A 22,139-nucleotide genomic window follows, 5' to 3' on the forward strand; every position below is an offset into this window, starting at 1 on the left:
GCAAAGGTAAGAAGCTTTTCCTGATCTGCAAAACAAAAACAGAAAATATTTTCTGAAGCCTTTTCCTTCCTTCTTTCCCTGCAGGCCAGGTCCAGGCCCCGAGGTCCGCCTCCTCTGAAACGGGAGGCAAAGGTAAGCAGCTTTTCCGTCCCCGCAAGCACCAAGGCAAAATTTTTTTTCGGCGTCTCTTTCAGCCCTTCGGCCTTTCCCATCCCTGCCGGATGGGGATGCAAAAGTAGCAAACCCCAGCCGCATTCCAAGCGCCAAGCGCAAAAATTCTCAAATATTTAGCTAAGTTATTTATTCTCAATAACATTAATTTATTACACCTGCCAAAGTAGTTATCAATTTCAAATTTCATACAATTTTAACTAGCCTTGCATCAAACCAAATTATTTAGGCCCATGCCTTAGAGGACCTAATATTCTCTGCGCTTTTCCAGCTGTTGCCCCTTTATCAAATTTCAGGAGGAATATATTTTTGAATAGAAACAAAGTGGCCCTGCCTTTAAATAGGCAGGGCCACTTTGTTTCTATAGCAGGCTAAAATTTAAACCACCTTTTCTATCTCTCTTCTGAGTGTGCTTTTCCTGTCTGGACCAACTGATACGATAGAGATTGGCACCTGCAGGTGTTCTTCCAAGAACCTGATGTAGTTCATAAAGGCCTCTGGCAACTCCTCAACTGACTCTATTAAATTCAGGTCCACCTTCCAGCCCGGCAGATCTACATACACCGGCTCAATGTGCTCGCCATCGAGGGAGTGAGGCAGCTTGTCTGTAACTTCTCCTGATGCCAGTTTATAGTGTGTACAAACCTGAATGGTATCGAACTCCGTTAGTACATCAGCTTTCATCATGTTTAGCTGAGTAACACCGTTCAGCATGATGGAATATTTGAGGGAAGGCAGATCTACCCATCCACATCGGCGCGGACGACCGGTGGTTGAGCCAAACTCTCTTCCGGCCTGGCGAATGTCTTCTCCTACCTGGTCGTGCAGTTCTGTTGGGAACGGACCGCTACCAACCCGGGTGCAGTATGCTTTAAAGATACCATACACCTCACCGATATGACGTGGTGCCACACCCAGACCTGTACAAGCACCAGCCACTAGCGTGGTGGAAGATGTAACAAACGGATAAGTACCAAAATCCACGTCCAGTAAAGAACCCTGTGCTCCTTCTGCCAAAATACGCTCACCATTTTTCATGGCTTCGTTGATCATATACTCGCTGTCGACTAGTTTGAGCGTGCGTAGGTAATCAACGGCTTCGAAGAAGATTGCTTCCTGGTCGCCCAAGTCGAGTTGCTGACCATAGAACTCCACCATTTTGCGGTGGCGCTCCAGGAGTTTGTTGTAACGGTCTTTAAAATCGGGCGCTACAATATCGCCTACTCGCAAGCCTACTCTGCCAATTTTGTCCTGGTAGGTTGGTCCTATTCCTTTCAGTGTAGAGCCTATTTTCTCTTTACCCAATGCTTCTTCAGACACTCGGTCGATAATGCGGTGCGACGGAATGATAAGCTGTGCTTTTTTAGAAACAAACAGGTTCTGTGAAGCATCTACGCCACGCTCCTGCAGTTTCACCATCTCGCTGCGAAACACGATCGGGTCGAGGACCACACCGTTGCCGATAATATTTTTGATATGCGGATGAAAAATACCGGATGGGATCTGGTGAAGGACGTGCTTGGTGCCTTCAAACTCTAAAGTGTGCCCTGCATTAGGCCCTCCTTGAAAACGAGCTACGATGTCATAGGTTGGTGCCAGCACGTCTACGATCTTGCCTTTGCCTTCATCACCCCACTGCAAACCTATTAATATATCAACTGCCATTTAAACGCTAATAAATTGATTCCCTTAAAAAATTGCGTTGCAAAGCTATCATTTTCTGCGATAGTAAAAATCGTATTTAGCTTCTTTACCTCAAGAAGTTCAGAAAATTTAAAAGATTTCCATTAAAAAATGCTTTTCAAAGGAGATTCTCACTCACTTTACTTTCAAATTTATAAAATTTTAAACAGCTCTCCTATACAAAATTGATTATCCGTACTTACAGACAATTAGCTACACTAGTAAACCAAAAGCCAACTATCTTGTTATAAACGCTTGATCTATTCTATTTAAAAGTACCTCCTCCTGAATTCCAGGTGCTGGCCTCGTTCTTCAAATATAAGTTAAAGGTTTGCCATTCACTCCATCATCAATGGAAAGCTCTCAAATCAAACTTTTAAAAATGAAGCCGTAAAACAAACTGCAGCCAACCAATGGCAATTATTCTAATGAAATTGGCCTTCCAAAGATCAAAATGGCATTTTAAGACCTAGGGTTGAGCGGGGTTAACTGTTTATTATGCGCCCCTACTTGTTCTTAAATTTGATTTCCTTTCTGTAGTAGTCACTGTTATTATATAAATATCTGAGGCCAAATCTGAAGCATACATGACTACTCTATTGTCCCCGAAACAGAGCAGCCTGCACTTGGATGCACTAGTCTTGCCTAAAAAGTTATAAATGATACCAGTTGCAGGAGCTGTAAAGTTTGATTAGCCACATAGACAGAAGTAACAAAAAAGCGGAAGAGAAAGACTTGCTTCCGCTCCCGCTTTACATGGTGCTTTAACTGATACTGCGTTTGAAGGCATCAAATTATTCTAACGAAATAGGCCTTCCGAAGGCTAAATTGCCTTTTCGGACTTAGGCCTCTCCTACCCCAAAAAAGCTGTTAATAGATCGATTCTTTTAAAAACTGAGTGGCAAAGGTATCATTCTCAGCAATGGTGAAAATAGCGTTCAGCTTGGTAACGATCAGTAGCTTCCGGATATGATCGGATGGTTTAATCAGAACCAACTCACCGCCCCGGTTGCGGAACTTAGTCAGTAACGAAACCAGCACGCCCATGCCACTGCTATCCATAAAGCGAATACTGGAGAGGTCTATGGCGCAAAGCATTACATTATTGTCTACCTGCTCATCCACCTCAGTCATCATCTGCTGCGTTACAGGTCCTGCAATCAGGTCGTCCTGCATCCTGATAAACAAGACATCATCTTTGAACTCTGTCTGGTATTTCATGTTGCTGTTCTGTTGCGTTTTTTGCGCGGCAGTCGCCGCACACGCCATAAAGGTTTAGCGAGTGGTGCAAGATATGAAAATTCAGCAGCTCCCCTACCATTGTCTGGATATTATGGATGCGGGGATCACAGAACTCCACTACCTTATGGCACTCTGTACAAATTACGTGGTCGTGCTGCCTATAGCCATACGACTTTTCATATTGAGCAAGATTCCGGCCAAACTGGTGTTTACTTACTAGGTCATTTTCTACCAGCAGGTCGAGGGTGTTGTATACGGTGGCCCGGCTTACCTGGTAGTTCTTATTTTTCATGCTGATGTAGAGCGACTCTACATCAAAATGCCCGGAGCGCGAATAAATCTCTTCGAGAATAGCGTAGCGCTCTGGTGTTTTACGCAGGCCTTTGCTCTCGAGGTAGGCGGTAAAAATCTTCTTTACTTCCTCAAACTTTACTTTATCTAATGTCGACATTTCTACTTTTGTTTAAGGCTACTCGAAACGCTCCACAGTCAGGATACCATTTACTTTTCCCATCTGTTGCATAAGTGTGTCGAGATGCCCTGTGTCATTAACAAAAACCATAATATTGCCCTCAAAAATTCCATCGTTGGAATCGATGGTAATGGAGCGCATATTTACTCTTAAACTGTTGGAAATAACCTTTGTCAGGTCGTTTATCAACCCTAACCGGTCAGTGCCTTTAATCCGGATGCCCGCCAGAAACGCCAGCTCCTGCTTATCGGTCCACTTGGCCTTGATAATACGGTTGCCATAGTTCGACATCAGTTCCATACCTTCCTGGCAATTGGTGCGGTGTATTTTAATACCGTCAGCCTCCGTCTGAAACCCAAACACTTCATCGCCCGGAATCGGGTTACAGCAGGGAGCCACTGTATAGCGCATGTTAGAAGTGTTCTCGCCAATAACCAGCATATCGGAGGTTACGCCACGTATCTTCTGCACTTCTATGTCGAAAGACTTCGGTTCCAGCCGTGAGGCTGTTCTATCAGGCGCTTCGGTAAAAATCACCTCTTTTATATCGCGTGGGTCTATATAGCCTACGGCCAGGCGGTAATGCAGGTCCAGCACGGTAGGGGCATTAAAGAATGCCAGCAGCTTGTTTATATTTGCCTGAGACTCCGGCATGTTTAATTGGGCAAGTCGTTTTTTAAGCGCCGCCTTGCCTAACTCTGCTTTGTTTTTACGCTCCTCGCGCAGATAATCTTTAATGCCGGAACGGGCCTTAGAGGTAACCACATATTTTAGCCACTCCTCGCTTGGCCGCTGCTTCTTGGAGGTCAGAATCTCTACCTGGTCGCCATTGTGCAGCCTGTGGCTGAGTGGCACTAACTTCTGGTTTACCTTTGCCCCCAGGCACTGCTGCCCAATGTCGGTGTGTATTTCAAAGGCAAAGTCTAAGGCGGTGGCACGGTCTGGCAATGCAATAAGCTCTCCTTTTGGCGTAAACACAATCACCTCTTCCACAAACAAGTTTTTACGGAACTCATCCATAAACTCCAGCGCGTTGGCGGTGTTGTTCTCCAGCATGTCGCGCACCTTGTTTATCCAGATCTCCAGGCCCGACTCCCCTATTCCGCCACCAGTCTTGTATTTCCAGTGGGCAGCATAGCCTCGTTCGGCAATCTCATCCATGCGCTTGGTCCGAATCTGCACTTCTACCCATTGTCCCGCTTTACTCATGACAGTGGTGTGCAACGATTCGTAACCGTTAATTTTAGGCGTGTTCACCCAATCGCGCAGGCGGTCGGGGTTAGGCTGGTAAAAGTCGGTAATAATTGAGTACACCTGCCAGCAAGCCGCTTTCTCATTCTCCAGCGGCACATCTAGTATTATCCGGATGGCAAACAGGTCGTAAATCTCCTCAAACGTAATGTTCTGCTTCTTTATCTTTTTTAAGATAGAGTAAATAGTTTTAGGCCGGCCTTTTACCGCAAACTTAAAGCCATAGCGCCGCAGCTCCGTTTCTATCGGCGAAATAAAGTCTTTTATAAACTTGTTGCGCGCGCTACGGGTCTGCCGTATTTTCTTCGAAATATCGCGGTAGGTTTCGGTATCGGTGTACTTCAGGTACAGGTCCTCCAGCTCCGACTTAATGGCGTACAAGCCCAGGCGGTGCGCAAGTGGCGCGTACAGGTACATGGTTTCGGAAGCTATTTTGAGCTGCTTATGCCGCGGCATGCTGTCGAGCGTGCGCATGTTGTGCAGGCGGTCGGCCAGCTTTATCAGAATCACGCGCACATCGTCGGAAAGTGTGAGCAGCATTTTCCGGAAGTTTTCGGCCTGCTGCGAACTTCCGTACTCAAACACACCCGAAATTTTAGTCAGTCCTTCTATTATGCGCGCCACACTCGGCCCAAAGTCGCGCTCTATGTCTACAATCTCCAGTTCCGTGTCTTCTACCACATCGTGCAGCAGTGCCGACACAATAGAGGTCGTACCAAGCCCGATTTCTTCCACGGCAATCTGGGCAACAGCCAGTGGGTGCAGAATGTAAGGTTCCCCCGATTTGCGGCGCATGTCCTTGTGCGCCTCCAGCGAAGTATTAAAAGCTTTCTTTATTATTTTCGCATCGTTATCTTTCAGGAAAGGCTTTGCGTAGCGCAGCAGCCTCCGGTAGTGTCTTAAGATCTCTTTGCGTTCTGCTTCCGGATCAATCATATTTTTAAAATAACAACGGGTTGTAGGTGTATTCCGCAACCAGTTATAATAACACCTATAAGGTAAATGCAGGTAGTGGCTATATAAGTTTCAAATATAACTGTTATTAAGATGCAATGCACAGGCCCCCTGCCGAAACAAAGGTAGCAGATGCACAAAACTTGTTCCTCAAGTATTTTCAGACAGATAGCCGCATTTAAAATGTATTTTCAGAAGCTGGCTTTAATGTATTTTTTGCACCTATTTTGCCACAGAGGCTGCAGCTAAAATATTTTTAGAAAATTTTCAGGCTGGCTATTGCATATAAAATTAATGTCCCTAAATTTGCACCATCATTACAAACAATACCACGCGGATGTGGCGAAATTGGTAGACGCACTAGACTTAGGATCTAGCGCTGCGAGGCATGGGGGTTCGAGTCCCTCCATCCGCACTTTAAAAGGAACCCTCAACAGCACTGTTGGGGGTTTGTTTTTACTAGATGTTCCAAACTAAATTTTCATTGCCTTGAATATTACATTAAATCAGACCGACAGCACCAACGCTCAGTTGAAGGTGGTACTCGAAGAGGCCGATTACGCTCCGAAAGTAGACCAACAGGTTAAAGAATATAGCAAAAAAGCTCAGATCAAAGGCTTCAGACCCGGTAAAGTTCCTGCCGGACTTGTCAAGAAAATGTATGGTAAGAGCATTCTGGTAGAGCAAATCAATAAGCTGCTGCAAGAAGAAATCACAAAGTACATCAAAGAAAACGATGTGAAACTGCTCGGTGACCCACTTCCGGAGCCAACGCAGGACAACATTGACTGGGATAACCAGAAAGAATTTGAGTTTAACTACGCAGTTGGCCTGTTGCCAGATATTAACCTTCCGCTTGATAAAAGCGTAGAGGGGTACACTGTTGACGTAACCCAGGAAACACTTGACGAGGCGTATGAGAACATCAAGCGTCAGTTCGGTAAAACAACCAACCCAGAAACTTCTGAAGAAGGCGACTTTATCAAAGGTCAATTGAAAGCAGTAGAAGGTGAGTTCGAAGCTGAAACACTTATTCCTACCAACCGTGTAGTAGAAGGCAAAGAGCAATTTACAGGTGTTAAAGCTGGCGACGTAATCCGTTTCGACCTCCGCAAGACCTTTGGCGACGACAACAGTGCACTTGCCCATGTAACTGGCATGAGCAAAGACGAAGTAGCCGACCTAAACGGTGAGTTTGAATTTACCGTAGAGAGCATCAGCCGCACTGAGCCGGCAGAGCTGGACCAGGAGCTGTTTGATAAACTTTTTGGCAAAGACGAGGTTACAACAGAAGAAGAATTCAACAACAAGGTAAAAGAAACCATTGCCGAAAACTTCCAGCGCGAAGCCGACAATTTGCTTAGCCGCAGGATTATCGATACCTTAGTTGACAACCTGGAGGTAGAACTTCCAAAAGACTTCTTTAAGCGTTGGTTGCTGGTTACGAACCAAGATCGCCTGACAGAGCAGCAAGTTGACGAAAACTTCGATCAGTACCTGCGTGAGCTGAAGTGGTCTATGATCAAAAACAAGGTAGTAGCAGAGCACGACCTTAAAGTAACGAACCAAGAGGTAGTAGACAGCGCTACAGCTAAAATGCTGGCCCAGTTCAACATGCCAGAGGTACCTGCTGAGCTAGCCGATAGCATTGGCAAATATGTAAACGAGTCGCTACAGCAAGACAACGGCCGTAACTACATTCAGGAATACGAGCAGCTACTGGCTGAGAAGGTGCTCGCTAAACTTAAAGAACAAATAACTGTTGTGGAGCAAAACATCACAGCGGAGGACTTCAAGAACCTGCAGTTCTAAAGAACGACACAAATCATATTTCTTAAAAAAAGTCCTTTTGTATTAAAGGACTTTTTTTATTTTTGACTAAACCGTAAAGAAGATAAACCTTATGTTTAACAAAGACGAGTTCCGGAAATTTGCCGTTAAAGGCCAGGGCCTGAGCGGCCTTGGGGTAGACCAATACATTCATCATATAGAAGGCAAAGCCATGCACACCATCGAAAGCATGACCCGCTCTGTTATTGAGGAACGCCCTACAAACTTCCGTGAGATTGACGTGTTTTCGCGACTTATCATGGACCGGATTATATTCCTGGGTACGCAGGTAGACGATTTTATCGCCAATATTATAACAGCTCAGCTGCTCTTCCTGGAGTCGGCCGACTCTAAAAAAGATATTTTGCTGTACATCAACAGCCCTGGTGGCTCAGTGTACGCAGGCCTTGGCATTTACGATACCATGCAGTATGTGAACCCAGATGTGGCAACTATCTGTACTGGATTAGCAGCCTCTATGGGTGCCGTATTATTGGCAGGCGGAGCCAAGAACAAACGTTCTTCTCTACCCCACTCCCGCATTATGATTCACCAGCCAATGGGTGGCGCACAAGGTCAGGCAACTGATATTGAAATTACAGCCCGCGAAATTTTGAAGCTGAAGAAAGAGTTGTATGAAATTCTGGCAGAGCACTCCGGTAAATCTTACCAGGACATCTACGACAACTCGGAGCGCGACTACTGGATGCGTGCCGAAGAAGCAAAAGAATTTGGCCTGATAGATGAAGTATTAATCCGTAAAAAAGATTAGTAACATATCATAACATCTATATTCTTTAATAATAAAAAATAAACCGCCGCGGAACTTCGCAGCGGTTTATTTTTTGCTTTCAACGTAAGATATTAACAGTTTATTTCCTGTTGCTACATTTTTTTGGACCTATATTTAAAATTTATCAACAAGCAATTGTTGATATCTGCAATTCTCAACTAATTGACTATCAACCACTTACACGAAAATAGAATGATATAAATTTTTAAATTTATATCAGATTTTTGTAACTATTTCTGAAGCAGCTCAAAAAAAATACCCTCTCAATCAGATTTCAATTTTGTACATTTGCCTTATGCTTTATATCATAAAGCATTAATACACCAAGAAAATACATTTATGGCCGAAATTACTTGCTCATTTTGCGGAAAAAACAAAAAGGATGTATCAGTTATGATCTCCGGAATCAACGCGCACATTTGTGATCGTTGTATTGGGCAGGCGCAGCAAATCCTGAACGAAGAAAATAAAATAAGAGCGAATAGCCGCACTCCTAAATTCAACCTGATGAAACCAAGGGAGATGAAAACTTACCTTGATCAGTTTGTGGTAGGCCAGGACGAGGCGAAGAAAGTAATGTCGGTGGCAGTATACAACCACTATAAGCGCCTGATGCAGCGTACCAACGAAGATGATGTAGTGATTGAAAAATCAAACATTATTATGGTGGGCGAAACAGGCACAGGCAAAACATACCTGGCCCGTATGATGGCAGGCATCCTGCAAGTGCCTTTCTGTATTGCCGATGCCACCGTGCTAACAGAGGCTGGCTATGTAGGCGAAGACGTAGAAAGCATTTTAACACGCCTCCTGCAGGCTGCAGATTATAATGTAGAGTCGGCCGAGCGCGGTATTGTATATATTGATGAGATCGATAAAATTGCCCGCAAGAGCGATAATCCCTCTATAACACGCGATGTAAGTGGCGAAGGAGTACAGCAGGCCCTGCTCAAGCTGCTGGAAGGCACTGTCGTAAACGTTCCACCGCAAGGTGGTCGTAAGCACCCGGAGCAGAAAATGATTACCGTAAACACAGAGAACATCCTCTTTATTTGCGGTGGCGCCTTCGTGGGCATCGACAGACTGATTAAATCGCGGCTCAACACCCGCCCCATCGGTTTCTCCAAATCCAAAGCCGATGAGGAGTCTGAGGAGCAGGAAAACTTCCTGCGTTACATGACGGCCCAGGACCTGAAAGCTTTTGGCTTGATACCAGAGTTGATCGGTCGCTTGCCCGTTATCACGCACCTAAACCCACTCGATAAAGAAACACTGCGGCGCATTTTGCTGGAGCCTAAGAACTCTATTGTAAAACAATACACGCGCCTGTTCGAGATGGAGAACATCACCCTTACTTTTGCCGACGACGCGCTGGAGTACATTGTAGAGAAAGCGGCAGAGTATAAGCTCGGTGCCCGTGGCCTCCGCTCTATCTGCGAAGGCATCATGACAGACGCTATGTTTGACCTGCCCTCTGAAGAAGGTGAAAAAGAACTGATTATAAACGGAGACTACGCCCGTGAAAAATTCGACAAGTCTCCTCTGAAACAACTTCGTGTAGCATAAACAGCACTTGCTCTCTCATAATAAAAGCCCCGGTTGAAAGACCGGGGCTTTTTGTTTTAGCACTAGCTCACAAGGCACAGTTAAGAAGAGGCTGCTCAATTATTCTAATAAAACTGTCCTTCCGGAGCCTATCCAGCTAAAAACCAATGTTGGGTATGGCTGACCTGTAGGTTTTAATAAAGCCGCTATTGTTAAAAATCTGTTCCCATTCCGTAAGACGGAAATTCATCTTGTGGCATAGATCGAATCATAAGCAAGGCAATGGCAACACCAGTTACGCAGAGTGTAATCAATAATGGTTTCATAGTTTTTTAGGTTTAAATGTGGTGCAAATAGCATGGCCGGGTAACTTTACCCGACTCCCCTATTTACCTGAACACCCCTGAAAGGTTTCAGAAAAGATAATTAGAGCAGTCCAAAGCTCATCTAAAGAACCCCATAGCCCTAAAAGCAAAAAAGGCCTCTGGAAGGCCTTTCTTATTTGAAGAATTTAATTACTAAATGGTTGGTTTGGAAAATTGAAGTCAGGTAAGTAGGAACTTCAGTTACATGAATAAAATCTAAAATTTACACTTATCAAAAGCTAATTTATCATCTAAAATCTAGCATCTACCAGTATCTAGTTCTAGTTTTCCTGCAGATACCCCACCATCAGTTCTGCGGCACGCTCCGCTGTCCGGTAATTGCCTATTTTCTGGCGCACCAGGTCATAACCTGCCTTTTGATTGTTGATAAAATACTTGTCGAACAGGAGGCTTTTAAGCTCTGCCACAATACGTTTAGGAGTAAAGTCGTCTTGTATCAGTTCCGTTACCACTTGCTTATCGGCAATCAGGTTCACCAGCGATATGTAAGGCACCTTTATCAGGCGCTTAGCAATAGCATACGACACGCTGCTGGTTCTGTAGCACACAACCTGCGGCACGTTAAACAGCGCTGTTTCTAGGGTGGCCGTGCCAGAGGTTACCAGAGCAGCCTGCGCATAAGAGAGCACATCGTAAGGCTGGTCGTACACTACCTTTATGTTGGTATCGCGGTTAAACTGCTCGTAATACGCCTTCTCCAGGTTAGAGACAGCCGCCACCACAAACTGATAATCTCGGAAAGAAGGCAGCACACTCAGCATCACGTGGAGCATGTTTTCGATCTCCTGCTTGCGGCTGCCAGGCAAAATGGCAATAATAGGTTTATTATTGGCAATCCGGTTTTTCAGCCTAAAGTCCGGGTTAGGCACATGGTCCGTTACCGAATCAGAAACAGGGTTGCCAATATAGTCTACTTTGTATTGGTAACGGCAATAAAACTCTTCCTCAAAGGGCATAATCACGAACATGCGATCCACCAGCTTTTTGATGGTATGTGCACGTCCCTGGTTCCAGGCCCAGATTTTAGGGGAGATATAATAAAACACCTTCAGGCCTTGGGCTTTGGCGAAACGGGCAATTCGCAGGTTAAAGCCTGCATAATCCACCAGAATCACTACATCCGGCTCAAACTTTTTAATGTCTGCTTTACACTCCTTTAAAAAACCGCTGATGGTAAACAGGTTCTTTACTACTTCCAGAAAACCCATAAAGGCCATTTCCTGGTAATGCTTTACCAGTTCCATACCAGCTTCCTGCATCATATCGCCACCCCAACCACGGATCACGGCCTGGGGGTCCTGCTTCCGAAGCTGTTTTATCAGGTTAGAAGCGTGTAGATCTCCTGATCGCTCACCAGCGATAATATAATATTTCATGCTTTCGTTCCGGGTTTAAGCTGGCTGTTAGGGCATGGCTAAAAAGCAGCAGGATAAGTAGTGCTGCGCCAAATTAAAAATTAGAAATCAAAATTTATGATTAACAGGCAAGTGCTATTATTTGAATCTAAACCAAATATGTGCTTCTAAAAGTCAAATTACCATTGCTGAAAAGCAAAAAAAGAAGCAAGCATATTTTATAATCTTGAATTTCTAATTTGTAAGGGTACTAATCGCCAAAATACTCTACGTAGTTGCGTGGCGTTTCGTATAGTTTCAGGCTGTGCAATTTGGCCTCCGATATTTCGGAGATGCGTGGGGCCAGAATGTTCCAGAACTCCATAATCAGGTTTTCGGTGCTGGCCAGCTTGTCTTCCATGAAGGCCACATCGAGGTTCAGGTTTTTATGGTCAACCTTGTCTATAATATGTTTCCTGATGAGCGTGCTCAGCTTTTTAAGATCTATTACAAAACCGGTATCGGGGTCCGGTTCACCTTTTACGGTCACGATCAGCTCATAATTGTGTCCGTGCCAATTGGCATTGGCACACGGCCCGAACACCTCCTTATTCTTCGCCAACGACCAGTTCGGGTTGTGCAGCTTGTGGGCTGCGTTAAAATGCTCTAATCTGCTTACGTAAATCATCTAACTGCTAAACTTGTAATTTTTTCTTGACAACAAATATACAAAGAAAGGAACACCAAAGAACGAAGTAATAATTCCAATCGGAAGACCAACCGGCGGATACAGCAACCGAGACAGCAAATCGCAGAGCAGCATAAAAAATCCGCCCACAAAAGCACAGAACCATAGGTTAGCTTTGCCCGACGCCCCCATCAGGGCCCGCGTTACGTGCGGCACTATTAACCCCACAAAACCAATAGAGCCTGAAGTTGCCACCGCAAAACCTGTTATAACAGAAACGGTGATCAGGATGAGCCACCGCGTTTGCGCCACCTGTACACCAAGCGCCTGCGCCCTGTCTGCCCCAAGCAACAAAATATTCAGTTGTTTCTGCAGAAAGGCAAACAGCAGCAAACCCAGCAGCAGCGCCAGCGAAGGGTAAAGCAAAGTCGCCCAGCCCGCCCGTTCAAAACTTCCCATCGACCAGAAAACCACTGATTTCAGTTTGCTCTCCGAATCTGACAGAAAAGTGAGCAACGAAACAAAGGCCATAGCCAACGAACTAAGCGCCACCCCTGCCAGGATCAGCTGTGTGGGTATCAGCTGCCCTTTACGATAGCCCAGCAGAATAACCAGCAGCGTACTACCCAATGCGCCCAGCAAAGCAAAGAGGGAAGGCATATAAATACCCAGAACTGTAATGGGTACAAAGCCCGAGAAAACAGTTACAGCCCCCAAAGAAGCCCCAGAGGCCGTTCCCAGCAAATATGGGTCTGCCAAACCATTATTCACCATGGCCTGCATCAGGTAGCCACAGAAAGCCAGCGAGGCTCCTACCACCAATGCCAGCACGAGGCGTGGCAGGCGCAAATGCATGATCGAAAAATGCGTGAGGTTGTCTGGATCATAGCGCAGGAAAGCCTCTGTCAGCAGGTTTATATCTGTCTCAAAAGACCCCACCAGCAACCCAAGCAGCAACACGAGCAGCATGAGCACCAAGGCAAGTACCACATACCCAATTTTGCTCATGGATACAGAAATCCTTCCAGTTCACGAATAGATTCCACTACCCGAGGCGAGGCTCTACCCATCAGGTCCTGCGTCGGGGCATACATCCGTTTCTGTTGGTATGCCTTAATTTTGCGGAGTTCAGGGTATATACTGAAAAATTCATTTTCCATCTCTTCTGGCGTGCCTCCCAGCAGTACATCTGGATTCGCTTTTAAAATATACTCTCTCGACTGCGCCCCAAAAGATTCTTCTACGGCATTGGCTGCACCTAAAATGCGAAGTTTATCGGTTATAACCGTGCTGTGGCCATACACATAAATTGGGTCGTAGCCCGCTATAGCCAGTACGCGTGGAGTAGTTACCTGGTCTTTATGCCGTGCCTCTATTTGTGCGACCTCCCGCCGAAGCGAATCCGTAAGCTGTTTTGCCTGCTGTTCCCGCCCTACAATGCTGCCAATAGTTTCCAGTCCTTTAAAAACATCTTCTACCGTCCTGAATTTCAGATAATACACCGGCACCCCCAGCTCTTTCAGTCGTTCTGCCGTTTCGAGTGGTGTAATGCCTTCTACTGTAAATACCAGGTCGGGTTTCAGCAAGAGTACCTGCTCATAATCTACGGGATAGTTGTTTACAACCGGCTTCGAATACACGCCAGCAGGGTAATCGCAGTTGGGAGTGCGGGCTACAATGGTGGCAGTATCGCAAACAGCAAACAGCATTTCTGTCATAGAAGCCGCCAGGGCCAATACGCGTTTTGGCTGCTTGGGTAAGCGTAACTCGCGACCCAGTCCGTCCTCCAGTTTTATTTCTTCCTCCTGCCGGGTAGTGGTTTGGTCTCCACCACAAGAAATCAGAAGCTGCATCAGCAGGAAACACAACAAAAAACCGGATTGTTTAACAGATTTTTGCAAAGGTTATAGAATATCATGTTCGGCTGCACACCTGTTCGGGTGGCAGCTCCGTTTAATTTTGTAAATTTATCGCAATTTACATCACAGCCTTTAAAACTGAACTATGATTGTTGTAACTGGTGCCGCTGGCTTTATCGGGAGCTGCCTCGTAAGCAGACTCAATGCCGCTAACTTTAATGATATAGTAGTGGTAGATAATTTTTCTGCCGTGAAAAAAGAAAATAACCTGAAAGGGAAAAAAATAAAAGAGTTTGTAGACCGCGAAGGCTTCTTCGATTGGCTGGACGATAATTATGAAGGGGTTGAGTTTATCTTCCACCTGGGTGCCCGCACCGATACCATGGAGGTGAACAAAGCAATTTTTGATCTCCTGAACCTGAACTACTCCAAAAAAGTATGGAACGCCTGCTGCGAATACCAGATCCCGCTGGTGTACGCCTCTTCTGCCGCCACCTACGGCTCCGGCACCCTGGGCTACGACGACGATGAGAACCTTGCTTCTTTGCTACAACCGCTCAATCCTTATGGCGAGTCTAAAAACGATTTCGATAAGTGGGCACTGGAGCAAACCGCAAAGCCCTTCTTTTGGGTAGGTCTGAAGTTCTTTAACGTGTATGGCCCCAATGAGTACCATAAAGGCCGCATGGCCTCGGTTATTTTTCATGCCTTTAACCAGATAAAAGAAAAAGGCAGCCTCACCCTCTTCCGCTCCCACAACCCCGACTATGCCGATGGTGAACAAATGCGCGACTTTGTGTATGTAAAAGATGTGGTGGATGTTTGCTATTTCCTGATGCACCACCGCAAAAACTCCGGTCTCTATAACCTCGGATCCGGCGAAGCCCGCACCTTTATGGCGCTTGCTCTCAGCACCTTCAATGCCTTAGGTGTTACACCCGACATCAACTTTATGGATACCCCCGAAACCATCCGCGACACATACCAATACTTTACCGAAGCCAACATGAGCAAGCTCCGCTCCATCGGCTACGATAAGCCTTTTTACACACTAGAGGAAGGCGTGCGAGATTATGTGCAGAATTATCTCGTAGAGAATAAGTATATGTAAAGTAGAAGATTCTGTAATAACATAAAAAGCGCCACTCTGCTACAATAATGTAGGCTGGCGCTTTTACTTTCTTACCGCTAATTGCAACAGAACATGTAGTTCGGCTGGTGGAGACCAAATTATTCTAATGAAAATGGCCTTCCAAAGATTTTTTTACGATCTGGCTTCCAGCCCTCTCCCTTTCCTGCCTCGCTCTTTAAAGTCTTCCCGCAGGACGGCTCCAAACAGTATTAAGAATTATTAGTCTTGCATCTTATGTCTCACGCTGTTACTTCTCATACCGCAGCCTTTGCCCCTCTGAGTGCGCATTAAATTCAGGGGCATACATACTTTGCACGCTGCTGATGCCGGTAGAGAAATCCCCAGCATGCGCTACGCGCAGGCGATACTCAAATACAAAGTTTCCTTTCGGCAGGCGGTTCAGGAAAAAGTTGGTGGCTATGTCTTTTGTAGCCTGGTAATAATACAGCCCGTCCTGATGCTTGTACTCCGACAGCACATCCAGCGGTTCCGTGCCCGCGGGTCGCATGTCTTTCAGATGCACGTACTCAAACTCACGGTCGGCGCTGAGGTATACCACTACCTTCAGCACATCGCCTACTTTAGGAACATGGGCAGCATCTACAGCAGTTAAGACTTTACCAGCATCGGTCTGCTTTTCGATAAAGTACCGGCGGCTTAATTTGATGTTGGTTTCCGAAGACCTGATTTTGTCGAGGTGCTCCAGGTACTGCCAGTGCAGCGCGCCCCAACTAATGATGCTTCCTTTGCTCTCCACTTCTACCTTACCCATGGCTGGTTTTACTTCTTCTCCTGCCCAGCTGGTTTTAATATAACCTGTGCCTGCCTCTTCTGCTAAACTGGGTTTCAGTGTAGTCAGAGGTTGAGAACCTAAGCTAATGGCAGGCGGAGCAGCCACTGGAGCCAGCCAATTTTCGCCTCGCAGCAACAAGGCATAGCAGGCGGCGGCAGTGGCTTTGGTAGTGCGCCAGTTGTTGCTGCGCTTGTGCTGCAGTAGCCATACCTTCATCTCCTCCACCTCAGCAGCAGCCATGTTGGCCTCGGTAAAAAGCTCCATCAGCAGCACCTGCGTTTCTACCGGTGCCTGGTGCCAGAAATAGCCGGCTTTGTTCTGGTGCCAATACATGCCCATTTCCTCGGAGCGGGTTACGGTTTCGAGTAACGATTTTATAATCTGCTGCGCCACCTTGGGCTGCCCGAACCGCTGCATCGTCAGGCCAATAAGCCCTTGTTCGTAAATGCTTCGGTACTTCCACTCAGTGGCAGCCAGCTGTTGGTATGCCTTCCAGAGTGGCTGCAGCTCAGCTGAGAGCGGAGTGCTGGCGAAATAGCTGCGGGCATACCAGGCATGAATCTGCACCGGGTTCAGCCGCTCTTTTGTTTTAGGTGTTCTAGGCTTCTCCTTTCTTCGCTCATCTTCCAGCAGCTGCTGTTCCACGTACCGCATAGTGCTGTGGGTGATTTTTTGAATACTTTCACCCTTCCCCTCAATTACCTGCAGCTGATGCAGCTGCCCTATACCGGCCAGAATGTGCTGCGTGATAAAACGATCCGGGTAAATGCCCCGGAACCACGGGAAGCTACCATCCTGCAGCTGCATGCTTGCCAATTTCTCCAGGTTTACCTGCAGCTCACTTTGCATCTTGTTCAGGTCGAAGAGCAGGGCGATACGCTGCTTCTGCTCCTTTTCGCTGGTGGCATTCCGGAGCCAGGGGGTTTCCTCCAGCAGCACCGCCTTCAGTTCCGGATTCTTCTCCAGGTTTGAGAGCAATGCCTCGCTTCCCTCCTGCTGCCACTGGGCAAACAGCTGCTGAATAACAGGTTGCTGTTGTACAATATGCGCGGCCAGGCTGTTGGCAAAGTAACGGCTAAAAACCTGCTCGGCACAATCATAAGGAAACTCCATGAGGTAAGGCAGCGCCTGTACCGCATACCAGACCGGATTGGGCGTATATTCCAGCGTCAGCGATTTGTGCCGTAAAGTGCTGCTGTTGGTGTTCACTAATTTTTCAAACGACAAAGCCTTTTGCTCTCCCGGTCGCACTAGCACCGGCATCGACTCGGTAACCAACATGGCGTTGGGCAGCACTGGCAGCGTATTTTCTTCACCATCACTAAAACGGCTGGTTTCGGCGATGATGCGGTAGGTAATTGCTTCCAGGCCAGCCGGAATGGCTAAAGAGAAAGTGATGGCTCGGTTAGTCTCGGGTGCTAAGGTAAAAGGCTGCTGCGCCTCCGCTGGCTTTACCAGCAATGCCACCGGTTGCATGGTAAGGGCATTAAACAGCTGCAACTGCACCGTTCCCTGCTGCTCCTGTTTGGTGAGGTTGGCCAGTCGGGCGGTCACGGTAATGCTGTCGCCTTCGCGGAAAAAGCGGGGCATGTGTGCGCTTACCATCAGTTGCTTCTGCGTTACCACTTCCTGCTCCAGGTAGCCCAGCTTCAGTTCCTGTGTATGCGCCAGCCCTTTAAATTTCCAGCGGGTTAAGGCATCGGGCACTGTAAACTCCAGCACTATATCGCCTTTCTTGTCGGTGCGCAGATGCGGAAAAAAGAAAGCTGTCTCCTGAAAGTTGCGTCGAATAACAGGTGCAGAGGCTGTAGGAGGTGCTCCAGCTCCTGCGCCTTCCTCAGCCTCGCTAATAGCTACGCCTGCTGCCTGCACTGCCAAAGCTTCTCCTACTAGGCCTTGATCTGCCGCATGAGCGACATTAGTTGTGGAAGTTCCTCGCAACCGTACCGTAGTAACTGCTCCAGTCATATCACTCCGCTTCTGCTGACCAAATTCCATTACAACCACTTCCTGCAGACTACTATTATCCGGCATCAGCTTCACTTCAATAGTACCAGCTTTTTCAATAGGTATTTCCTGCGCATCAAAGCCTATAAAGGAAAACTGCAGCACTCCTCCCGGCGGCACTTTAAATTTAAAATAGCCTCTTGAGTTGCTGGTGGTACTGATCTGGGTTCCTTTGAGTTGAATAGCTACACCTGGCAAGGCGACTCCATCCAGCTGGCTTATTACTCTTCCGCTAACGGTATAGCCACTCTTTACCTGAGCAGCATTCTTTTTATACACCTCCTCCAGTTGTTTATCGTGGGCAGCAGATTTTTGGCGCTCCTCCACCTGCCTTAAATAGTTGCGGTAGCCATAGTTATAGCCGCCATAGTAGTTGTAGCCAAATAGGTTCAGGTATTCGTACTGCCGCTGCTCCTGCCCAAAATAGTGGTAGCGGTGCTGCAGTGGCCGGGTGTGGCGACTGTTTACGAAGTTATTGCTGTTCCAGCTAAAGTATATGGGCTGGTAATCATAGCCCTCGCGGAAGCTTTCCAGCCAGTTCTGGTCCGGCCTAAACATGTTAAGCGAGGCATCATATAAGGTTGCCACCATTTCGGCCACGGCTCTTTTGTTGTTGGCGCTGCTGACCTGCAGGTTCCACTGCTCCTTTGCACCCGGCTGCAGGATGTTCCGGAAAGTGGTAAATTTTATTTGAAGCTGTTCTTCCTTATCCAGCGCAGACAACTCATGGCTGGCGTGGTAGCTGCGGTTGTCCTGCACCAGCAGGAACTGCACGCGTTGCGCACCGCCTTTCACAGGCTTTATCGGCACTTTCTTCAGCACCTGGTATTCTTTTGTCTTCACCCACTCCGACCGTACTTTTTCAGGACCTTCGTACACTTCCATTAAAATGCGGCCGGGGGTGCCGGTGCCCACCAAGAACCCGGCTTCTTCTCCGGCCTTGCCTGCTGTTATGAGGGGCGTTACCCAATCATTCATTTTAATCGGTTTGTTTTTCTTCTCTTTCACGAAGGTGAAAAAGTGGCTCCCGGATATGGTATCGCCCTGCGTGTTGCGGGCCTGCAGCTGCACCAAGTACAGGCCGGGCTGCTGGTTCTTTGGCAGCTCCAGGACCAGTTCAGTCGGTTTGTCTGGATTGGTCCTGATGGTCTGCTCGTGTACATTCTCCTGCCTTGGCCACTTGCGCCAATCCTCTGCACCAGGGTAGGCGTAGCTCGGGAAGTGGCGACGATACTCCTGCTCTGTTAGCAGCGGCTGATCCGGGGCAGACCAGAGGCGGTTTTTGTACACCTGCTCCGGCTGCTGCAGTTTAAACATGCTTACCTGCACCGTTCCGGCCTGTAGCTGATCGTTTAAGTTCGTTAGGCTGACAGTGCCTTTCAGTGGCCCTTTTACAAAGAGCTGCTGCGGTAAATCGGCCACCAGCAAAATTGGCTTATTCCCTGCCTTTACTGCTGCCGTTGCCTGGTGTGTTTCGCCGCTGGCATCGGTGGCATCAGCCTGTAGCTCGTATTCAAACACCTGCCCCTCCTGCAGCGCTACATCGTTGGCAGTGGCTTTAAAAGCTATCTCGAAGGCTCCGCTGGTACTGGTGGTAACGGTGCCGGTTTGAATGATAACTGGTTGCTGCCTCGGAAAAGATCTGTAGCCATGAATAGGGCGAGGCCAGGGGTTATGAAGGCGGCGCGTGATGGTGTAGTTCACCTGCGCCTGCGAAAGCCCGTAACCTGAGAAAGCTTTTACTTCGCCTTTCAGGGTAACCGAATCATTGAGGCGTGGGTTTTCTGTAAAGGGCAGGAAAGTAAGCTCGAATGAAGGGCGTTTATACTCCTCCACCTGCACCGTCAGCTCCCCATCGCCTGCTTCGAGAGAGAATTCTCCTGGAAGAACAGTTTGTGGGATAACAAAGGAGCCGCTGAAGGTGCCAAACTCATTTGTTTTCAGCTCCAGTTCTCCTATGGTTTTGGAATTGCTATCTATAAGCTCCACGTCTATCTCTTCCCCCACTACCAGACTGCTCTTGCCGTTCAGCGTCTTTAGCTGCAGCCCTTTAAAGTAAATCGTCTGGCCGGGGCGGTAGATTTGCCGGTCGGTAAACAGAATGGTTTTCTCCTCTTCTTCGTCCTTATTTTCTTCTCTCCGGGTAGTGCCCCACAAGCTGTTGTTGTCGTCGGTATAAGTATCCCCTGCAGCCTTCAGCCTAATTCTGAAATTATAGACATCTCTCCCCTTGCTGAAGAGGACCTTGCCATCTTTGTCAGTGGCAACAGTGGCCAGGTTTACATAAGAGGGCTCCTGCTGTTGCTGGCGTCGGTCCAGGTAATCTGCTCTTACCTCCACACCTGCCATTGGCTCACCGGTATTGCGGTGCAGCACCCGCAGTTCTACCTGACCATCGGGATTTAGGCGCGACACATACGAGAGTTCTGTTACTTGAAAAGTGCCGAGCTGAAAAAGCGAGGAATCTGTTGATTGGGGCTCCTGCAGTAGCAGGGCGTAGTGGCCCTTAACCAGTGGGTTCAGCATGAACTCGGTGCGGTGCTGCCGGTAATCTTCGGTGCCGGCAAGGCTGAAGCGGTGGTTTTGCTCCGGCACCTGCTGCAGCAGAAAAGCTAATACTTCTTTTGTAGGCACCGTGGTTTGGCCGGTTCGGGAGTGAGTCATTCTACTTTCGAGGAGCTTTTGAAGCTGCGCCAGTTGCTTCTCGGTCAGCTTATAAAGAGTGGCAGCCGCATTGGGTATATTTCTATAGGCCACCGAAGCCAACACCGCTTTGCCAGGAGCTACGGCATGTTCAAATTCAGCCGACAAGTCTTTCTGTGTAATTTCTTTAATGGCGTTGGCAGCATTTCGGCCACCCAGGCTTTCAGGGAAAGCGTTTTGGGCTTTTCTGAAGTAGGCGATTGCAACCGTCAGGCTATCCTGCTGCTGGTAGAACTTGCCCAGTTGCACCAGCGCATCGGCACTAATGGGTTTGGCGGTAAAGGTCTGCGCCACCTGCTGCAGACTTTGCACATAAAGCAGCTCCTTCTGGGGTACCACCGCTTTTCTATAGAGCAGTTCCAGCCGCTTCAGGTCCAGGTCGGCCAGTGCCTCCTGGTTGTTCTGCTGCAAATGGAACGCAGTTGCCTGCTGCAACAGCCGTATGCCTTGGTACAGAATAGAGGCGGTATCGGAGGTTTGGATTTTCAGGTTGGCGAAGGTGCGGCTGTCGCTGAAGAGGGCCGGGTTGTTGAGTGTGAACGGTTCTTTCGGTTTTAAGAGTGAAGCCTCTTCTGTGAGGAAAAAATTGAGGGCACGGTGAAGCAGCAGGTCGTAGAGGGTAGGCCGCAGGTAGCGGTTTGCTGAATCGCCTTCGAGCACTCCCTCCAGCACATCGACTTTGGTATTTTGCAGCTGCTTTTGCTCCTGCAGCGCCAGGTGGTGCTGCTGTGCCACCTCCTGCACCAGCGTGTGCAGGTCCCAGTTGGTGAAGTCGGCATCGGGTTTTTCCAATTTGCTGCGCTCGCTGATGCGGTAGCGGTTCTGCTGGTAGTAGTTCCAATACATATCGGCAAGGAGCGACTGCAGCACTGATTTCACGGGAAAAGCCGCCATAGCCACATCGGATTTCAGCTGGCTCACGATCTTCTCCAGCGCTTCCTCCTCCAGGTACGACATAAACGTGATGCGGTAAATCGTAGCCCGCACCTGTTGCGGCACATGCTGCTGCTCCCGGGCAAGTTGGTCAAGCTTCTGCACTTCGGCCAGGGCAGATTTTGGCAAGCCCTCGTTCGCCAACGAATCTATTTTGAATGTAAGGCGGTCGAAGTTATTGTTTTGTTGAGCTGCAGCCATGTGTGCCAAGGTTAAGAGTAACACCAGGAAAATATGCTTCAGGTGGAACTGCCGGAGTAATTGCATCGGGTAAACTTTAAGGTATAACGTTAAAGATAGAAGACTTATAATATTTACGCTCACTAATATTCATTTAGTGCGATTTGAGTAGTTGGTAATCTA

At 47.6% G+C, this 22,139-nt stretch carries 14 protein-coding genes and 1 tRNA gene; 5 read left to right on the forward strand and 10 right to left on the reverse strand.

The features are described from left to right. The 5 genes from ACMA1I_RS17195 to ACMA1I_RS17215 form a co-directional block, all read right to left on the reverse strand. Nucleotides 1-260, reverse strand: a 260-nt coding sequence (locus tag ACMA1I_RS17195) for a hypothetical protein (protein ID WP_337069655.1), incomplete at its 3' end; no start/stop codon positions are given. Nucleotides 261-549: 289 nt separating this feature from the next. Next, a complete protein-coding gene (locus tag ACMA1I_RS17200) occupies nucleotides 550-1,836 on the reverse strand; it encodes an adenylosuccinate synthase (protein WP_337069656.1) in 1,287 nt (428 codons plus the stop codon). Between the two features lie 888 nt (nucleotides 1,837-2,724). Then, complete coding sequence (locus ACMA1I_RS17205) at nucleotides 2,725-3,075, reverse strand: STAS domain-containing protein (RefSeq protein ID WP_337069657.1); 351 nt, start codon at nucleotides 3,073-3,075, stop codon at nucleotides 2,725-2,727. After that, nucleotides 3,047-3,547: a transcriptional repressor gene (locus tag ACMA1I_RS17210; RefSeq protein WP_337069658.1), complete on the reverse strand. Its 501-nt coding sequence runs from the start codon at nucleotides 3,545-3,547 to the stop codon at nucleotides 3,047-3,049. The genes ACMA1I_RS17205 and ACMA1I_RS17210 overlap by 29 nt, the downstream gene beginning before the upstream one ends. Nucleotides 3,548-3,565: 18 nt before the next feature. Further along, nucleotides 3,566-5,755: a RelA/SpoT family protein gene (locus ACMA1I_RS17215; RefSeq protein ID WP_337069659.1), complete on the reverse strand. Its 2,190-nt coding sequence runs from the start codon at nucleotides 5,753-5,755 to the stop codon at nucleotides 3,566-3,568. 351 nt (nucleotides 5,756-6,106) lie between these two features. On the opposite strand from ACMA1I_RS17215, the gene ACMA1I_RS17220 reads away from it, so the two are divergent. The 4 genes from ACMA1I_RS17220 (at nucleotide 6,107) to clpX (ending at nucleotide 9,962) form a co-directional block, all read left to right on the forward strand. Further along, a tRNA-Leu gene (locus tag ACMA1I_RS17220) sits at nucleotides 6,107-6,188 on the forward strand. Between the two features lie 74 nt (nucleotides 6,189-6,262). Then, nucleotides 6,263-7,585: a trigger factor gene (gene tig / locus ACMA1I_RS17225; protein WP_337069660.1), complete on the forward strand. Its 1,323-nt coding sequence runs from the start codon at nucleotides 6,263-6,265 to the stop codon at nucleotides 7,583-7,585. A gap of 91 nt (nucleotides 7,586-7,676) precedes the next feature. After that, complete coding sequence (locus tag ACMA1I_RS17230; RefSeq protein ID WP_337069661.1) at nucleotides 7,677-8,375, forward strand: ATP-dependent Clp protease proteolytic subunit; 699 nt, start codon at nucleotides 7,677-7,679, stop codon at nucleotides 8,373-8,375. A gap of 360 nt (nucleotides 8,376-8,735) precedes the next feature. Beyond that, complete coding sequence (clpX, locus tag ACMA1I_RS17235) at nucleotides 8,736-9,962, forward strand: ATP-dependent Clp protease ATP-binding subunit ClpX (RefSeq protein ID WP_337069662.1); 1,227 nt, start codon at nucleotides 8,736-8,738, stop codon at nucleotides 9,960-9,962. Nucleotides 9,963-10,587: 625 nt separating this feature from the next. On the opposite strand, the gene lpxB is transcribed toward clpX, so the two are convergent. From lpxB to ACMA1I_RS17255, 4 genes are all read right to left on the reverse strand, one after another. Then, nucleotides 10,588-11,703 (reverse strand): lipid-A-disaccharide synthase, encoded by a 1,116-nt coding sequence (lpxB, locus tag ACMA1I_RS17240; RefSeq protein WP_337069664.1) that lies wholly within the window; start codon nucleotides 11,701-11,703, stop codon nucleotides 10,588-10,590. A 229-nt stretch (nucleotides 11,704-11,932) separates the two neighbouring features. Next, the gene (locus tag ACMA1I_RS17245; RefSeq protein WP_337069665.1) at nucleotides 11,933-12,349 is read right to left on the reverse strand and encodes a 6-carboxytetrahydropterin synthase; all 417 of its coding nucleotides are present in this window, start codon (nucleotides 12,347-12,349) and stop codon (nucleotides 11,933-11,935) included. Continuing rightward, a complete protein-coding gene (locus ACMA1I_RS17250; RefSeq protein WP_337069666.1) occupies nucleotides 12,350-13,357 on the reverse strand; it encodes an iron ABC transporter permease in 1,008 nt (335 codons plus the stop codon). It lies immediately after the preceding gene. Continuing rightward, nucleotides 13,354-14,250, reverse strand: a complete 897-nt coding sequence (locus tag ACMA1I_RS17255; RefSeq protein WP_337069667.1) for a helical backbone metal receptor — start codon at nucleotides 14,248-14,250, stop codon at nucleotides 13,354-13,356. Before ACMA1I_RS17255 ends, ACMA1I_RS17250 begins: the two co-directional genes overlap by 4 nt. A gap of 103 nt (nucleotides 14,251-14,353) precedes the next feature. Here ACMA1I_RS17255 and rfaD point away from each other — a divergent pair, with 103 nt between their 5' ends. Next, nucleotides 14,354-15,319, forward strand: a complete 966-nt coding sequence (gene rfaD, locus ACMA1I_RS17260; RefSeq protein ID WP_337069668.1) for an ADP-glyceromanno-heptose 6-epimerase — start codon at nucleotides 14,354-14,356, stop codon at nucleotides 15,317-15,319. A 268-nt stretch (nucleotides 15,320-15,587) separates the two neighbouring features. Here rfaD and ACMA1I_RS17265 read toward each other — a convergent pair whose 3' ends face one another. Further along, on the reverse strand, nucleotides 15,588-22,043 hold the full coding sequence (locus tag ACMA1I_RS17265; RefSeq protein WP_337069669.1) for an alpha-2-macroglobulin family protein: 6,456 nt from the start codon (nucleotides 22,041-22,043) through the stop codon (nucleotides 15,588-15,590). Between the last annotated feature and the right edge of the window lie 96 nt (nucleotides 22,044-22,139).

The sequence above is a fragment of the Pontibacter sp. 13R65 genome, assembly GCF_047525655.1.
GTDB lineage: Bacteria > Bacteroidota > Bacteroidia > Cytophagales > Hymenobacteraceae > Pontibacter.

What these genes read in the sequence shown, in the direction of transcription:
- ACMA1I_RS17245 (WP_337069665.1), bottom strand. Translation starts at nt 12,349, where the DNA reads ATGATTTACGTAAGCAGATTAGAGCATTTTAACGCAGCCCACAAGCTG.
- ACMA1I_RS17230 (WP_337069661.1), top strand. Translation starts at nt 7,677, where the DNA reads ATGTTTAACAAAGACGAGTTCCGGAAATTTGCCGTTAAAGGCCAGGGC.
- ACMA1I_RS17250 (WP_337069666.1), bottom strand. Translation starts at nt 13,357, where the DNA reads ATGAGCAAAATTGGGTATGTGGTACTTGCCTTGGTGCTCATGCTGCTC.
- ACMA1I_RS17200 (WP_337069656.1), bottom strand. Translation starts at nt 1,836, where the DNA reads ATGGCAGTTGATATATTAATAGGTTTGCAGTGGGGTGATGAAGGCAAA.
- lpxB (WP_337069664.1), bottom strand. Translation starts at nt 11,703, where the DNA reads ATGAAATATTATATTATCGCTGGTGAGCGATCAGGAGATCTACACGCT.
- ACMA1I_RS17210 (WP_337069658.1), bottom strand. Translation starts at nt 3,547, where the DNA reads ATGTCGACATTAGATAAAGTAAAGTTTGAGGAAGTAAAGAAGATTTTT.
- ACMA1I_RS17205 (WP_337069657.1), bottom strand. Translation starts at nt 3,075, where the DNA reads ATGAAATACCAGACAGAGTTCAAAGATGATGTCTTGTTTATCAGGATG.
- ACMA1I_RS17265 (WP_337069669.1), bottom strand. Translation starts at nt 22,043, where the DNA reads ATGCAATTACTCCGGCAGTTCCACCTGAAGCATATTTTCCTGGTGTTA.
- clpX (WP_337069662.1), top strand. Translation starts at nt 8,736, where the DNA reads ATGGCCGAAATTACTTGCTCATTTTGCGGAAAAAACAAAAAGGATGTA.
- ACMA1I_RS17215 (WP_337069659.1), bottom strand. Translation starts at nt 5,755, where the DNA reads ATGATTGATCCGGAAGCAGAACGCAAAGAGATCTTAAGACACTACCGG.
- rfaD (WP_337069668.1), top strand. Translation starts at nt 14,354, where the DNA reads ATGATTGTTGTAACTGGTGCCGCTGGCTTTATCGGGAGCTGCCTCGTA.